We start from the raw sequence: 15,794 nt of genomic DNA, 5'->3' as shown, positions 1-15,794 counted from the left end.
AATTTAACCTTCTTTGGACATATATGTTTGTTTAAATGAATTTCAGGAACGGAGAAATACAGAGCAGGATGCCAGTAAAGATGATCAGATACAGAGAAAACCCTTTATATCGGTGAAGGGAGGGTACCTTGTAAACCAGATAAGCAGGGATTAAGCAACCAACAATGCCGAAAATGGGGCTGCAGATTGAGGTGAATAGCAGAACCGGCAGGTTCAGAACGATTGCCCCCCAGGCGATGGCAATAGTGAAAATGACAATACCAACATTAAGCGTTTTTTTATTGATTTTCTCTGAAGGTATAAAACGGGTCAATGCGTTCATCGCCAGTCCCTGTACAGCCTCTTTGAACCCGAGGTAAACGCCGAAGAAGGCAGTCATCAGGGCAAAGATATTCAATGCAACACCAACTGGCGTCACATACTTTGCTGCATCTCCTTCAATAAACTGTGCGGCAATAGCCAGTGCTGAAATATTTTGCTCGTAGGCTTTGACAGCTTCATCGTGACCGAGGGCGAAAGTGAATGATAATGCATAAAAGAAAACAACGATGAATAGTGTACCAAAAGCGATATTCATTGCTCTTAGCGCTTTATATCTTGCCACTTCTATAGATTTGTTTTTTGCACGATATGAAATTACCATCGGACTCAAAGACTGAATAAACAGGATTGATGTCAACGTAAATGGCAAGGTGATAATGGCGTTTTTGATTAAAATACTAAAAGAAGGGAATGAACCGATGTTTTTGGAGAGGTCCCACATGCTGACCATCATCAACCCCAGGATAAGCACTACCACCAGTTTTGATAACACCATGAAAGAGGAAATCCTGAACAAGAGCTCTTCACTACGTGAAGCAATAAGCACAAGAAATGTAATAAGAATTAGGCCATAGAAAGGGTTCTCTGATAAAAGACCCTCAGTTAAGCCAAACGTGTGTAAATACGACGCTGTATCGTTAGTCAACGCCGTAGGGTAGGCGAATATCCAGATGACCAGCATGAGAAAGTAGAGCAGACCGAGGAGCATTCCCCAGTTTTTTCCCAGATAGCCCTCGATGACACCGGGATAGTCTTTACACTCTCGTGAATCTGCCAGCGTATTGATAAACAATCTTTGAAACAGGTACATGGCCGGATAACCAATGATGGAAGAAAGCAGGAATACCCACAATCCAATAAGCCCCACCTGGACCGGTAAAAACACAATCCCGGCGCCGATAGCCATACCTATGCTTATGATAATCCATCCTACATCTGTACTGTCAAATCGGGTTAGTTTTTTCCACTCTTCTGGCGATAATGAGGCCCTGTCGATGTTCTGTTCCAATATGGTCATAGGTATATTCCTGTGTGAGGATATTTTATGGTAATTATTTACAGAGGTTTGCACTTCATAAATGATTCTACCCGGTAAGTATATTAATTATCTTTTTAAAATTAACTATTTTTACAATTTATGGCTTATCTTATTTCTTGTTTTTATTGATTTGGTTAATTTTATTTCATAAAATTACGAATATGATTGCTATCACAGGAGGTTGAACATGGTAAAGCTTGACAAAGTTGATATGCAGATTTTAAAGCTCTTGCAGGAAGATGGCAGGCTGAACAACGCTGAGATTGCCAAGCGTGTTTTTCTTTCCCCTCCAGCCTGCTGGAAACGGCTAAAGTTTTTAGAGCAGGAAGTGATAAAAAACTATCGGGCTTTTATCGAACCGAAAAGCCTTGGATACAATTTTTATGCATTCATGAATATTACATTAGATCTTCATTCCGAGGAGTGCATGCAATATTTTGAGGCAGAAATAATGAAGATTGATAATGTAATTGCCTGTCATAATATCTCCGGAAGATACGACTATCTTCTGCATCTTGTAGTAAAAGATATGGATGATTTTCACAACGTATCAATGATAAGGATACGAAAAATTGGGAATATAAAGGAGATGAATACCAGTTTCAGTATCAAGGAGATTAAATCTTTTAAGGGGTTACCTATAAAATAGATGTGTAGTGGTCAACAATAGTTGGCCACGGCTTTAGAGTTTTTCCAGAGCAATCGTTCTGATTCATTCCGCGTCAAACTACCGTTATATTGATGAGGTCTGAGCTGGCTGTAATATCCCGTTATGTAATTCGTTATCGCTGTGCTGGCTTCGCTAAAATTAGCGTATCCATTATCCGGCACCCATTCTGTTTTCAGACTTCTAAAAAAACGTTCCATCAGGGTGTTGAGGGGTTTGAGGGCCAATGGGACGGTAACGTACGCTAAGAAGGTAATTCTTTGTTTATATTAAAATTTAATGTTCTCAGCTCTCCCTGGGGTCCGCTTGGAAAACGGAAATTATCCCACGCTAAGACTGTTTTTTGTACAAAGCGGTATCGACTGTACGTAATGAGCGGTATTTTCCGGATCCCAGCTTAAGATTATTACGCCAGACGTAATCTCCACTCAGATTGATATGTTCCCAGCCCAGGGGAGAAAGATGAGAGACCAGTTGCTCATTTATCGGGATACCCTTTCGTTTTAGTGACTCAATAGCTCTTTCTATATATACCGTGTTCCACAACGTGATCGCTGCTGTCAGTAATGTCAGCCCGCTGGCGCGATAACTCTGATTCTCCAGCCCACGATCCCTTATTTCACCCAGACGGTGCAAAAAGACCGCTCGCGCAAGGGCATTACGGGCCTCACCCTTATTCAGCCCCGCCTGCACGCGTCGGCGCAGACCGGGATCACGGAACCAGTCCAGCATAAATAGTGTCCGTTCGATGCGGCCAATCTCTCTCAGCGCTTTGGCAAGTCCATTCTGTTTTGGGTAACTGGCTAACTTTTTCATCATCAGTGATGCGGTGACTGTCCCCTGCTTAATCGAGGTTGCCAGGCGCAATACCTCATCCCAGTGCGACTCAATGTCTTTGATATTCAGGCAGGTTGTTGATATGACAGACTGAAGCCCCGGATAGCGCTCGGCCTTTCCATGAATAAACAGCCGCTTGTCATGAAGATCACGGATCCTTGGCGCAAAAGCGAATCCCAGCAGGTGCATCAGGGCGAAAACATGTTCAGTGAAGCCTGCGGTATCGGTGTAATGCTCGGTAATTTCCAGATCGCTTTCATGGTACAGCAGGCCATCAAGCACGTGGGTTGAGTCGCGCACCCGGCTGATCACTTTGGCGTAGAACGGGCTGTATTGGTCTGAGATATGCGTATAAATCTGCACGCCCGGCTCCTGACCATATTTAAGATTGACCTGACCGGCATAACGTCCGTGACTGCCTACCCGAAAGTTCTGCCCGTCTGACGACGATGTTGTCCCGTCGCCCCAGAATGCGGCCAGAGGCCGCTCTTTCTGTGCGTTGACCAGCTCGGCCAGTGCCGCTGAATAAGTTTCATCCCTGATGTACCATGTCTGAATACCTTCGAGTGACGATCTTGTGGCCCCAGGGCAGGATTCCGCCATTTTTGTCAGCCCAAGGTTGATGCCGTCAGCCAGAATGGTGGTCAGCAACAGTCTTCCGTCTTTTGGTCTGACGTTATTATTTTTGAGGTGCGCGAAGTGACGCGTAAATCCCGTCCAGCTATCAACTTCTTCCAGTATCTCCGTAATTTTCGGATGGGGAAGCATGCCATAGACCAAATCTGCAAAGGGCGAAACACCTGAAGGAACGCTGTTCTCCAGTGGAGTGATTTTTACGCCTTTATCTGAGATATCTACATCGGGCAAATCACCGGCAAGCGCCATCGCGTTAACTTCTTCCAGCCGAGATGCAAGAAGAGTCATACGGGCCTGAAGGTATGCCTGGCTATCGGTCTGAACGGCCAACTGTAACTGGTCATTATGTCGGGATTTCTCAAACTCAGCAGTCGGGATGAGATAATCATCAAAATTTTTGTAGCGGCGCGATCCTTTTACCCAGATATCACCGGAACGTAATGCACCCTTGAGTTCATTCAGTACGCAAAACTCGTAGTACTTGCGGTCGATGCCTGAAGGCGTGAGCACCAGTTTTCGCCAGCTTTCAGGGATAAACCCTGTTGGCGCTGATGGCGGCACTTTACGAAGTTGTTTACGGTACATTTCCGTTATGGTGTCCAGCGCATCGCTGAGCGCCTGCGCCGCAGGTGTCGCCATGAACTGCAATGCTGACAGCATACGCGGGGCATATTTACGCAACGTACTGTATTTTTCGGTGATCAGATGAAGCGCGTCGAAATTGCCCTTACGGGAAAGAAACCGCGTTTCTTCCACGCTGTTGATGAATTCCTGCCAGGGAAGGACATCTTCTATTGCAGTCCAGGGATCTTCCCCGGATTCTCTGGCGTTAAGTAACGCCTGCCCGACGGTAACGTACTGCTTCAGCTTGCTCTGAATAAGCTTTCCCGTTTGCTGGAGCCGTTCGGCCTGCGTGCGTTTTGCCCTGCTGAACAGACTACCCAGGATACGCTCGTGCAGATCAATCACTTCGTCAGTCAGGGTGGCCCTGGCCTCTGTTATTATACAAACCAGCGTAGCGTAACGTCTGACATCGGTGAATTTTGCCAGGTCCCTGCTGCTCATTTTCCGGCCCTCACGCGCCAGTTTAAGCAACCTGTTCTGGTGAACGGAAAGTGCAATACCATCAGGCAACCCCAGCGCAGCGATGGAATTAAGCCGGTCGATATGTTGCAGCACATTTTTACCGTTTATTTTACCCGGAGGCTGTAGCAGCCATGCCAGACGGGAAGGTTGTTCACCCTCTGATATGAGCAGGCTGTCGAGTGCTGATTTATGCTGCTTTTCCAGTTGCGCGGTAAGTGTCGAAAATACCGATCTGTTAGCGAGCGTGACGACTTCGGCAAGCGTCCGTTCGATCACTTCAACAGAAGGGAAAATAACATTATTGTTATGTAGCCAGCTGAGCATTTCTTCCGCCAGCATAAATCCTTTGTCAGTTCGCATGGCATAGGGGTGCAGATGACGGATACAGTCTTTTTGCATTGACCGGCTGAACGGGGATAGTTCCAGGTAGCGATAAAGTTCGGTCAGATGTTCCCAGCGGGTTTGCTCTCTGGATGCATATTCCGGCCATAAATCAGGCTGAAGTTTCAGTCGGGAAGCAACCCTGGATACAACGCCATTGTGAGGAGCACTGCTTTTGTCCGGAATAAATCCAGGTCCACGCAGATAACAGAGTAATACAGCAAAGCCCAGGCGATTCGCTGGCCTTCGGTGCTTATTAATGAGCGCAATATCCGGTTCGTTCAGAAAACACATTCGGGTCAGAATAATTTCATCATCTGGTATAACCAGTAAGCGTTCCTGCTCTTCGCTGCTCAGTATCTGTCGCCGTGGCATAAATGCCTCCCTCGCGTATAGTTTTCATCTGTTATTTGTTCGCTGTGACCGAAACCGGTCGGTTTCGTACACCGCTTACAGCACATGTCCGAAACTTAGTGAAATTAATTTCGGACACACGTTATAATTCGGACACCTATTTCGTACGGAAAGTTTCCCATGTCACGTGTTTTTGCCTACTGCAGGGTCTCAACTCTGGAACAGACCACAGAAAACCAGCGTCGTGAAATTGAAGCGGCGGGTTTTGCCATCAGATCCCAACGACTTATTGAGGAGCATATCAGTGGCTCGGTTGCTGCCAGCGAACGCCCCGGATTTATCCGGTTGCTAGATCGCATGGAAAATGGGGATGTACTGATTGTCACCAAACTTGACCGTCTGGGTCGTAATGCGATGGATATCCGAAAAACAGTAGAGCAACTGGCGGCTTTAGATATTCGCGTTCATTGTCTCGCACTCGGAGGCGTTGACTTGACCAGTCCGGCCGGAAAAATGACTATGCAGGTAATTTCTGCTGTAGCGGAGTTTGAGCGGGATTTGCTGCTTGAGCGAACGTATTCAGGTATTGCGAGGGCAAAAGCGGCTGGAAAACGCTTCGGTCGCCCTCCCATCCTGAGCGAGGAACAAAAGCAAACAGTGACAGAGCGCCTAAATGCTGGCATCAGTATCAGTGCTATTGCCCGGGAATTTAATACCACCCGCCAGACTATCCTTCGGGTAAAGGCTGGATTGCTGCAAGAGTGAGCGGCTGGGAAGATTATAAAAAAATCAAATGGTTATTATGAAATAAAACAGCCTTCTGGGTTCTTTTCCCCCTATTTTTTATAAAAGAGTAGACAAAAGAGGTTCGCGACATTAACCTACCAACTAGATGGTTGGCACTGATTACACCAGCTATAACTTTTATCAAGAAATTACAGGAGCCATTATGTCTACTACCGTTAAACCTTCTGCAGACGCAGCTGCGATCCACAATACCCGTGAAGCAGTTCGCAGCCAGCCTGGCCTGGGTAACCTGACTTTCCAGATGAAAGCCCGTTCCAGCGGCGGATTAACCGTTCGCACAGAGACCGGCGCCACAATCCAGAACGGCGTTATCGATACCAGTCGCGTGGGGAAATTTTCTAATATCGGTGATGAACCCGCAGGTTTACTCGGCACCGATACCGGCATGAGCCCGACTGAATACATCATGCAGGCGCTGGCTGGCTGTTATACCGCCACCCTCACCATGATGGCTGCTGAAAAAGGGATCGACCTGGACGGTATCGAGCTGGATCTTAATTTCGATATCAACCTCAACGGCTTCCTTGGGCTGGACAGCAACGTGCGTAAAGGTGCGAAATCTATTCGCGTCGATGTTCACCTTACGAGCAAGACCGCCAGTCGCGAGGAGTTAGAAGCGCTGGTCAGCGAAATGCAAAAGAATTCGCCAATCCACGATACTCTGGCTAATCCGGTTGAAATGATTACACGCCTGGCGTGATGTCAGAGATGTAATGCTGCCATTCAGAATGCAGGATGGCAGTGACGTTCAGCTCTGCACGATACTGAGTCAGTGATACAACTTGCTACGGAAAAATAGCAATAATATAATCTATCAACTAGTAGATTATATGGAGTAATTATGACAACCATGACACGGGAACGGCTGCTCAGCGAAGCAGAACACCTGATGCGCGAAAAAGGGTATTCAGCATTCAGCTATGCTGATTTATCAAAAATAGTGGGTATCACCAAGGCCAGTATTCATCACCATTTCCCGACCAAAGATATTCTGGGTGAGCAGGTGGTAATACAGGCGTTCTCTGATACGCAACGCGTATTTGAGCAGATAGAGGCTACTGAGAAAAGCGCGGAGAAAAGAATTGCGGCCTACATCGATATCTTCGCGCAAAGCCATAAAGCTTCACTACTGCCACTGTGTTGTGCGTTGTCAGCAGAGACCGCCAATCTGCCTCAGGCAATTACTGTACAGACATCACTTTATTTCGATATGCAAATCGAATGGCTCACAAAAGTCGTCAGGGCGGGCATGGAGTCAGGTGAGTTTTCATCCCATGCCGAACCATCAGATATTGCTTTGATGATCATTAATGTCTGTGAAGGCTCAAGCGTAGTGGCGCATGCAACGGCCAGACCCGAAGTCTTCGCCAACAGCCTTAAGTATATAAAACTGCTTCTTAATACCCCTCATTCAGGAGAATGACACTATGCTGGACTGGAACAACTATCGCTCAGAGTTAATGCAACGTTTAGGCGAGTTGGGCAAACTGACCCCCGAGACCATGAAAGGCGTGGTTGCCCTGGGCAACGCAGGTAACAAAACTGACCTTTTGGGCGCAAAAGTGCGTGAACTCATTGCCCTGGCGTGCGCAGTCACAACCCGCTGCGACGGCTGTATTGCTTTTCACGCCGACGCCGCTGTGAAAGCCGGTGCAACCGACGCTGAAATTGCTGAAGCGCTGGGCGTGGCGATTAACCTCAACGCTGGCGCGGCGGTCATTTATTCAGCCCGCACTCTGGATGCCGTCGGTCAGGCACGCGGTTAAGCATTAATAAATTCCACGTTAAAAGGGCATTACTGCCCTTTTTTTATGTCCGCAATCGCCTGAGCATATACCGATGCAGGTTTCACACCCGGTATGCGTTTAACTAATTGCCCTTCATGAAATATCAGCACAGACGGCAGCCCCCAGATCTCGTATTTGGTTGTCAGCACCGGCGCCTGATCTACATTGACTTTCCCCACCTGAATATCTCCATCGAGCCGGTCTGCAAACTGACTGAACATTTCTTCGCTGGCCTGACAGGGCGGACACCAGGGTGCAGAGAAACGTACCACCGATATTCCTTTGTACTGCTCTATCTGGCGGAAATTATCTTCGTTATAAGCTGTTAATGTACGCATGGTGATGACCTCGCAAAATGAGTGACAATTCAGAAATGGCTGCGTTATGACAAAAAAATACGGCACACCCGTTGACCTACCTACTAGATGGTTGGTATATTGCCATCCATCAGATGTTTATGCAACTCCAGTGCGCGACGTCCGGTCGATGATACTTCCGGGTTGTGCAAATCCCTGCCGGGATACTCCTTTTTGTTTCTGTGAGGTATACGATGAGTAAGCTTTTCACCCCCTACAATCTGTCTGGCCTGGCGTTAAAAAACCGTGTAGTTATGGCACCGATGACCCGCACCCGCACCATGAATGACGTGCCGGATGAGGTCGTGGCTTTGTACTATGCACAGCGTGCTTCTGCTGGCCTGCTCATCACCGAAGGGATGCCGGTTTCAGAAGAAGGCCGGGGTTACCTCTATACCCCTGGTATCTACAACGACGAACACGTCCAGGGCTGGCGTAAGGTGACACAAGCGGTTCACGCCAAAGGTGGCCGTATTTTCGCGCAGCTCTGGCACGTCGGCCGTATGTCTCACGTCTCTCTTCAGCCAGGCCACATAGCGCCGGTTTCAGCGGGCACCGTTCAGGCGGTCAATACCACCGTTTTTGCGCTGACCGAATCCGGAGAACCGGGCCCGGTTGTACCAAGCCAGCCACGCGCGCTGGAAACGCATGAAGTGAAACGCATCACTGCAGACTTCGTGCACTCCGCACGCCTGGCGATGGAAGCCGGCTTTGACGGTGTGGAAATCATGGCTGCAAACGGATTCATCTTTGACCAGTTCCTCAGTAGCGAACTGAACACCCGCACCGACGAATACGGCGGCTCGGTGGAAAATCGTCAGCGTTTCCTGCTGGAGACCATTGACGCCGTGGCGGAAGCCGTGGGTAACAGCCACGTTGCCGTGCGCCTGTCACCGTTCGGCCGCATTTATGACCTCGCGCCGTATGAAGGTGAAGAGCAAACCTGGTCAGCCATCACCGACGCGCTCGGTCAGCGGGAGCTGGCTTACGTACACCTTTACTATCAGCCGGTGTACACCAAAGCGCCACTTCCGGAAGGATTCCGCCGCCGTTTTCGCAACACGTTTAAAGGCACCATCATCGCTGCCGGCGGTTTCACCCGTGATATCGCAGAGCAGGCTCTGGAAGATGATGAGCTGGATCTGGTGGCATTTGGTGTGCCCTACATCGCTAACCCGGATCTGGTTGAAAGAATGCAAAACGGCTGGCCACTGGCAGAAAGTGACCGCGCCACCTACTACGGCGTCAGTGGTTCACCGGAAAAAGGCTATACCGATTACCCGGTCTGGCAGGCGCAATAAATCCCATACGGTCGCGGTTCTCTGATAAGTGAGACCCGACCGCCCAAGGTCTTTGAGGAATCATTATGCAAACGCTGAAACCCACCCTCACCATCGATATCTGGTCAGATTTGGTCTGCCCGTGGTGCTGGATTGCTAAGAAAAGATTTGAACAGGGTCTGAATCGCTTTGAATTTCGCGATCAGGTGGTGATCCGTCATCACAGCTACCGTCTGGCCGGTGGTACTCCCGCTATGCCTTTTAAGGATGCCATCGTTAAAAAACTGGGCAGTCAGCATTCAGCGGAGCTGATGATGAATCAGGTGGGCACCGCCGGTAAATCTGAAGGTCTGATCTACAACTTTGACGGCATGATGTTTGGTGATACAGAAGATGCACACACCCTGCTGGTTGCCGCGCGTAAGGCCGGAATTGCGGACGCGGTGGAAGAACGTTTTTATCACGGCAGTATCACCGAAGGTCGCTCTCTCTTTGACCGTCAGCAGCTCGTTGCAATGGCCGTAGAAGCCGGTATGGAGAAAGCTGACGCCGAAGCCGCTCTGGAAAATGACGATTTTCGCGCCACCGTTTCCGACGATGAAGCCCACGCACAGTCTATTGGCCTCAGCGGCGTTCCGGTTTTTGTGATGAACGAGAAATACGCCATCAGCGGGGCTCAGGGGGCAGACAACTTTTTGAATGCCCTGCGTCAGGTCTGGGATGAACAGCAAACCGAATTTTCAGCCACTGCGGGTCAGACCTGCGGAACGGATGGCTGCAGCATTTAATCCGTCAACCGCCGGCAGTTTCACGCTGCCGGCAACGTCTTACCCACCAGTAATGGAGTCTGAAAATGAATACATTTTTCAAAGGTAAAAAACTGCTTGTCGTCGGCGGCACCAGCGGCATGGGTCTCGCCGTGGCACGCATGGTACTGGAAGCGGGCGGCAGTGTGGTGCTGACCGGGAATAAAAAAGACAAAGCCGAAGCGGTACAAAAAGAGCTGAGCCCGCTGGGACCGGTGGCGGTCATCGCGGCCAACCTGATGACTGAAGAAGGTATGGAAACTATCCGTCATGAAATCAATGCCAGCCATCGCGATATCAGCCTGATGGTAAATGCCGCCGGGATCTTTATGCCGAAAGGGTTTACCGAGCACAGCTTTGCCGATTATGACATGTACTTTTCGCTGAACCGCGCCACGTTCTTTATTACGCAGGATGTCGTGAAGAACATGCTCGCCGCGAAGCTCGAAGGGTCTATCGTCAACGTCGGTTCGATTGGTGCCCAGGCAGCACTGGGTGACTCGCCGTCCTCGGCCTATTCAATGGCAAAAGCGGGTCTGCATGCCCTGACGCGTAATCTGGCGATTGAACTGGCCAGCGCGGGTATTCGTGTCAACGCTGTGTCTCCCGGGATTGTTCATACACCAATATACGAAGGCTTCATGGACAAAGCGGATATCGCTGATGCTATGAAGTCGTTGAACGATTTCCACCCGTTAGGCCGCGTCGGAACCGCAGAGGATGTGGCAAACACCATTCTCTTCCTGTTGTCTGACAAAACATCATGGGTGACGGGCGCTATCTGGGATGTCGATGCCGGCATTATGGCGGTCAGACGATAACCCCGGTACGTTGACAAGAGCCGCCCCTTTACGGGCGTCATTTTTTTGTCGCCAGAAATGTCATCAGCAGGCTTCACTCAGGATATTCACAACCTGTTCATCCGTGCCTTTTTTGTTCCCGGCACAGGGTGTTATGCCGGGTTCTGACGACATCCTGACAGGACAAACGGCCAGAGAGAAAGGGGTTATACCCTGTTAGGGGCCGGTGTCCGCAGTACCTGTGAAATTCTTTTCATCCCTGCTGTCAGCATAGTCCGTGGGCACGCCAGATTTAACCGGATATGTCCTTCCCCATTGTCGACAAACAGCAAGCCCCCTTCAAGAAGCACCCCTGACTCCCGGGCAAAATACAGCGATAAATCCTCACCCACAGTGTCGGGCAGGTAGTGGCTAATATCTATCCAGGCCAGATATGTCCCTTCGGGGATCGAGAACCTGGTTTCGGGTAAATAGCTTTTGAGGTAGTCGTGCAGGTACTGGAAATTGCCGTCAATATATTCCCTCAGATGGACAAGCCAGTCATCGCATTCACTCCACGCCGCTTTGTTTGCTGCCAGGCTCAGCGGAGAGATGAACTCGTCGTGTCTGAGACGCCACTCGCTTCTGACACCGGGATCCGGAATAATGATATTTGCCAACAAATTCCCGGCCAGATTGAATGTTTTACTCGAGGACATGCAGGTAATAATGCGTGTAGAATCAGGGAAAAGAGAGGCGGCCGGTGTATGACCGATACCACTTCGGGACAGGTCACAGTGAATTTCGTCAGATATCACCCAGATATCATTGGCCAGGCAAATTTCAATAATCCGCTTAAGTTCATCAGGCCGCCAGACTCGTCCGGTCGGGTTATGCGGATTACACAGGAAAAGAATTTTCACACGTAAGTCGGCCTGACTGGCTTTGCGTGTAAAGTCTTCCCAGTCAGGTTCCCAGCCACCTGCTGATTTTTTTAACGCCGAGTACACCACGCGACGCTGACTGTATTCACCCGCCTTTTTAAACGGGCCATATGAAGGCGTCATAATAAGAATACTGTCATCCTTGTCGGTCAGAAGCGGGACGAGACGGTTCAGCGCGGGAATAATGCCCGGAGACAGTACAATGTCTTCCGTTTTGAAACGGTGACCATATTGTCGCTCACACCAGTTGCCAAAGATTTCATAGTATTCTTCGTCGTAGATTTTAGTGTAGCCGAGTATTTTTCTATCCAGACGGTCTCTGATGGCCTGAAGAATCGGCTCTGGTGTGGCAAAAGCCATGTCAGCAACCCAGAGGTTGATTAGCCCTTCTGCCGGATACCGCATTGCAAATTCGGACTGCCCCGCAAACAGGTATTCCCGCCAGCCGTCCACGGTAAGACTGTCTGTTTTCTCTCTGCTTACGTACTCATCGAAATCATATTTCATTTCATGAACCTGCCTTAGGTGTAGTCTGAAACGTCGACCTCAGTATTCCTGTCAGTCTGATGCCGGAGCGGGAAAACTGGCTCGTGTGATTAACATAAGAGAATCATTACAACTGCATGAATTAATTGCGTTATTGAGGTTTTCTCGCCTTTGCCATCGGCTGACGGGGGGATTTCTCGCGTGTCACCATCACAATGCCAGTCAGCACTGCCAGGGCAGAAAATATCGTTCTGACCGTCAGTGATTCACCCAGGAATACCACACCCCCTAGCATTGCCAGGCAGGGAACGCTGAGCTGAAGGATACTGGCGGTAATAGAGCCGAGGGAGGGTAAAAGGGTATACCACAATACATAGGCACCGGCTGAGGCGACGGCACCGGACAGCAATGACAAAGCAATGCCTGCAGCATCAGAGTGACCCTGCTTCATAAACAGCAACGTAAGAGCGAGAGCCATCGGCGCTGCGAGAATAAAATTAGCCGCCGTTGAAGCCCCGGCAGCCTGGCCCGCCCTCCCCCTGACGGAATAGGCGGCCCAGGCTAATCCGGAAACGATCATCATAAGTGCACTGTAAAGCGGCGGTGCCTTCGTCCCGGGTAACAGCAGGGCAGCAATTCCCGTCAGAGCCAGAACTAAACCGCAAGCCCGCATAGCGGAGAGTGATTCTCCTTTAAATAATCCGTGGATCACCATCGCAAACTGTACGGCACCAAAAAGTAACAGCGCACCAGCCCCGGTATCGAGATGGATATAGGCGACAGAAAACAGCACCGCATACGCCATGAGGTAAAACCCGCTCAGCGGACGCCACAGCGATAATGTGGTCCTGGCGTGATAAAAGAGGAAGGGGGACAGGACGAATGCACCACTGGCCAGCCTGAGGCTGCTGAATGAAAGGGGATCAATGTGGCCTCCCTGCAGGGCCAGACGACACAGAATGGAGTTTGCCGCAAATGCCAGCATTGCCAGTGATATTTTAAGAATGAGCGCGCACCTGGCCATTCGAGAAGTCCTCACAAAAGCCTTGTAAACTACCATCTAGTTGGTAGCATAGCGTAAGTGATCGCCGAACAGGAAGCAATAACCAGCTTCCAAACTGGAAGGTGAGGACAGGCATTCGGAATGAATTCTGTTTCACATCCCCAGTGGAGGACGGAAAACGCGTTATGCCAGATGCAGAGCAGAAGATTATTTTTCTCCTGCGATCAAACATATGACATCAGTTTAAGGCCCGGAATATCCTATGAAAAAACTAAAATTTACGTTCAAAAATGCGGCGGGTGAAGAACTGGCCGGATTGCTTGAACTTCCTGAAAATCCTAAAGCGTTTGCGCTGTTAGCTCATTGTTTTACGTGTGGCAAAGACCTCAAAGGCGCGGCGCGTATTGCGCGGAAACTGACAGAGAAAGCTATCGCCGTTCTCCGGTTTGATTTTACTGGTCTGGGAAACAGCGAAGGGGATTTTTCCAACACCAACTTCTCATCCAATATTTCGGACCTGCTTTGCGCGGTAGATTATCTCCGCCGACAGTACGAAGCGCCTTCTTTGCTCATCGGTCATAGCCTGGGGGGATCGGCCATCCTGTCTATCGCCGGCGAAGTTCCTGAGGCAAAGGCCATTGTCACCATAGGATCACCCGGAGAACTGACACACGTAAAACGTCTTTTTAAGGATGATGTTGAAAACATTAACCAGCATGGAGCCTATCCCGTTGAGCTGGCCGGGCGGGTATTTACGTTAAAGAAACAGATGCTGGACAATATTCAGGAACACAAAATCGCTCATAAGGTGTTCGCCATGAACAAACCTCTGCTGATTTTTCATGCGACTGAAGATGATACCGTGTTAATTGAGCAGGCCGAGAAAATATTCAAAGCAGCTAAGCATCCCAAGAGTTTCATTTCCCTGGGTAAGGCTGATCACCTTCTGACACATGCTCAGGATGCTGAATACGTTGCCGATATCATTATATCGTGGAGCGAATGTTACCTATAAACAGAGTAAATGCGTTCAAACTCGTAGCGCTGAGGGCGATTTTCTGCAGAGATCGGACGCTGTTTATGCTGGACTGATTTTGCGATAAAGGCTTAGGCCGATGCATACAGGCGGGGCTGAATAAGGGTGAGGCCCTTGGGCGAGCATCCTTCATGCACCGGCTGAATGAAATCAGGGATCTGGGGGGGGGAGGATCAGCGTTACCACGCCACCGGCGCTGACACTACATACGGCGGCGATAACACTCTGGAATACGGTTTATATAGAAAGAACCATTGAGCCGCTTAAGCAAAAAGGAGTCCCTGTTAATGAACTGCTGGTCTCTCATCCTTCTCCACTGCTGTACAAAATATAGTCTTAGCGTGGGATAATTTCCGTTTTCCAAGCGGACCCCAATTTGAAAGGGATTTGCTTCTTGAGCGTACGCACTCTGGTATTGCGAGAGCGAAAGCTGCCGGAAAGCGGTTTGGCCGTCCTTCAACACTGAATGAAGAACAGAAACTTTCTGTGATTGCACGTATTAAGGCCGGGGCCAGTATCAGCGCCATTGCTCGGGAGTTTAATACAACCCGGCAAACCATACTCAGGGTAAAGGCAGGACAGTAATGACCGTGAGTTCTCAGCTGGACGTTATGCTATGTGCTATGAGCGGGCTTAACACAGGCAGATGTTGAAACCCAGCGGGGGGAGCCTTTTTCTCATAACAATGGCCCAATCATGTTGATTAATGTCTTTTTGGTCACTCACACTCACTTGTGTACACCACGTAGAATGTCCTTACTCCAGACAAAAAGGTGAATGACCATGAAAAACTCAAATGAAAAACTTGTACATGATTTTTATCAGGCTCTTGAAGGTTATGATTTTTTAACCCTTAAATCACTTTGCTCCAGTGACTTTGTTTTCTATTCACAGATAGATAACCCCATTCATGGAGTTGACGGTTTTATCGCATCTGAAACTGCCACACTTGATGGATTCCGGGGCTTCAGCATGAAGCCTGAAGTTCTTATCAGTGAAGCGGATAAAGTCGTAGCTTATGTTGTTTTTGAAGGTATCCACAATAATGAAATGCATGGATATAAACCAACCGGGAAAAAAGTACGTATTTCTCTGATGATGCTGCTGACTATTGAAGGCGGTAAAATTAAGGAAAAACGTGCGCACTTTGATTATAACGATATCGTACGTCAGATTAGTTAATCTTACA

General features: G+C 49.1%; 15 protein-coding genes and 3 pseudogenes. 12 read left to right on the top strand and 6 right to left on the bottom strand.

Annotated elements, in window-relative coordinates; translation table 11 throughout:
- Positions 1–31: 31 nt before the first annotated feature.
- Entirely contained in the window at positions 32–1,339 is a 1,308-nt protein-coding gene (locus tag ACU8XX_RS12415; RefSeq protein WP_032296056.1) for an aromatic amino acid transport family protein, read from the bottom strand.
- Positions 1,340–1,547: 208 nt separating this feature from the next.
- On the opposite strand from ACU8XX_RS12415, the gene ACU8XX_RS12410 reads away from it, so the two are divergent.
- Positions 1,548–2,009, top strand: coding sequence for an Lrp/AsnC family transcriptional regulator (locus tag ACU8XX_RS12410; RefSeq protein WP_040229972.1), 462 nt, complete (start codon positions 1,548–1,550; stop codon positions 2,007–2,009).
- 11 nt (positions 2,010–2,020) lie between these two features.
- Here ACU8XX_RS12410 and ACU8XX_RS12405 read toward each other — a convergent pair.
- Both ACU8XX_RS12405 and ACU8XX_RS12400 read right to left on the bottom strand, forming a co-directional pair.
- Positions 2,021–2,236: pseudogene (locus tag ACU8XX_RS12405) on the bottom strand (integrase core domain-containing protein); the annotation flags it as partial.
- Positions 2,237–2,357: 121 nt separating this feature from the next.
- The gene (locus ACU8XX_RS12400) at positions 2,358–5,342 is read right to left on the bottom strand and encodes a Tn3 family transposase (protein ID WP_042098032.1); all 2,985 of its coding nucleotides are present in this window, start codon (positions 5,340–5,342) and stop codon (positions 2,358–2,360) included.
- A gap of 159 nt (positions 5,343–5,501) precedes the next feature.
- On the opposite strand from ACU8XX_RS12400, the gene ACU8XX_RS12395 reads away from it, so the two are divergent.
- The 4 genes from ACU8XX_RS12395 to ACU8XX_RS12380 all read left to right on the top strand — a co-directional run bounded on the left by ACU8XX_RS12395 (position 5,502) and on the right by ACU8XX_RS12380 (position 7,894).
- Complete coding sequence (locus ACU8XX_RS12395) at positions 5,502–6,086, top strand: recombinase family protein (RefSeq protein ID WP_012695450.1); 585 nt, start codon at positions 5,502–5,504, stop codon at positions 6,084–6,086.
- A 184-nt stretch (positions 6,087–6,270) separates the two neighbouring features.
- Complete coding sequence (locus ACU8XX_RS12390) at positions 6,271–6,828, top strand: OsmC family protein (RefSeq protein ID WP_000108589.1); 558 nt, start codon at positions 6,271–6,273, stop codon at positions 6,826–6,828.
- 141 nt (positions 6,829–6,969) lie between these two features.
- Positions 6,970–7,551 carry a TetR/AcrR family transcriptional regulator gene (locus ACU8XX_RS12385; RefSeq protein ID WP_008502230.1) on the top strand — a complete coding sequence of 194 codons (582 nt, stop codon included), beginning with the start codon at positions 6,970–6,972 and terminating at the stop codon, positions 7,549–7,551.
- 4 nt (positions 7,552–7,555) lie between these two features.
- Entirely contained in the window at positions 7,556–7,894 is a 339-nt protein-coding gene (locus ACU8XX_RS12380) for a carboxymuconolactone decarboxylase family protein (RefSeq protein WP_000888080.1), read from the top strand.
- A gap of 29 nt (positions 7,895–7,923) precedes the next feature.
- Here the strand turns inward: ACU8XX_RS12380 and ACU8XX_RS12375 are convergent, their stop codons facing one another.
- A complete protein-coding gene (locus ACU8XX_RS12375; protein ID WP_008502229.1) occupies positions 7,924–8,253 on the bottom strand; it encodes a thioredoxin family protein in 330 nt (109 codons plus the stop codon).
- A 212-nt stretch (positions 8,254–8,465) separates the two neighbouring features.
- Here ACU8XX_RS12375 and ACU8XX_RS12370 point away from each other — a divergent pair, with 212 nt between their 5' ends.
- The 3 genes from ACU8XX_RS12370 (at position 8,466) to ACU8XX_RS12360 (ending at position 11,178) form a co-directional block, all read left to right on the top strand.
- A complete protein-coding gene (locus ACU8XX_RS12370; protein WP_006687059.1) occupies positions 8,466–9,572 on the top strand; it encodes an alkene reductase in 1,107 nt (368 codons plus the stop codon).
- A gap of 65 nt (positions 9,573–9,637) precedes the next feature.
- Entirely contained in the window at positions 9,638–10,339 is a 702-nt protein-coding gene (locus tag ACU8XX_RS12365; RefSeq protein ID WP_008502228.1) for a DsbA family oxidoreductase, read from the top strand.
- Positions 10,340–10,404: 65 nt separating this feature from the next.
- Complete coding sequence (locus ACU8XX_RS12360; RefSeq protein ID WP_001091224.1) at positions 10,405–11,178, top strand: SDR family NAD(P)-dependent oxidoreductase; 774 nt, start codon at positions 10,405–10,407, stop codon at positions 11,176–11,178.
- 185 nt (positions 11,179–11,363) lie between these two features.
- Here the strand turns inward: ACU8XX_RS12360 and ACU8XX_RS12355 are convergent, their stop codons facing one another.
- Both ACU8XX_RS12355 and ACU8XX_RS12350 read right to left on the bottom strand, forming a co-directional pair.
- Entirely contained in the window at positions 11,364–12,587 is a 1,224-nt protein-coding gene (locus ACU8XX_RS12355) for a MalY/PatB family protein (protein ID WP_000872613.1), read from the bottom strand.
- A gap of 130 nt (positions 12,588–12,717) precedes the next feature.
- Positions 12,718–13,590, bottom strand: coding sequence for a DMT family transporter (locus ACU8XX_RS12350; RefSeq protein ID WP_000090196.1), 873 nt, complete (start codon positions 13,588–13,590; stop codon positions 12,718–12,720).
- 241 nt (positions 13,591–13,831) lie between these two features.
- On the opposite strand from ACU8XX_RS12350, the gene ACU8XX_RS12345 reads away from it, so the two are divergent.
- The 4 genes and pseudogenes from ACU8XX_RS12345 (at position 13,832) to ACU8XX_RS12330 (ending at position 15,787) form a co-directional block, all read left to right on the top strand.
- Positions 13,832–14,584: an alpha/beta hydrolase family protein gene (locus tag ACU8XX_RS12345; RefSeq protein ID WP_000734115.1), complete on the top strand. Its 753-nt coding sequence runs from the start codon at positions 13,832–13,834 to the stop codon at positions 14,582–14,584.
- A 26-nt stretch (positions 14,585–14,610) separates the two neighbouring features.
- Positions 14,611–14,924 (top strand): annotated as a pseudogene (locus ACU8XX_RS12340) (Tn3 family transposase); the annotation flags it as partial.
- A 53-nt stretch (positions 14,925–14,977) separates the two neighbouring features.
- A pseudogene (locus ACU8XX_RS12335) lies at positions 14,978–15,190 on the top strand (recombinase family protein); the annotation flags it as partial.
- Positions 15,191–15,388: 198 nt separating this feature from the next.
- Positions 15,389–15,787: an ester cyclase gene (locus ACU8XX_RS12330; protein ID WP_000798353.1), complete on the top strand. Its 399-nt coding sequence runs from the start codon at positions 15,389–15,391 to the stop codon at positions 15,785–15,787.
- The last annotated feature ends 7 nt before the right edge of the window (positions 15,788–15,794 follow it).

This window comes from Escherichia sp. MAL-1 (assembly GCF_052948035.1).
Note: the sequence above shows the minus strand (reverse complement) of the source record. Positions and strands in the feature narration are given on the sequence as shown.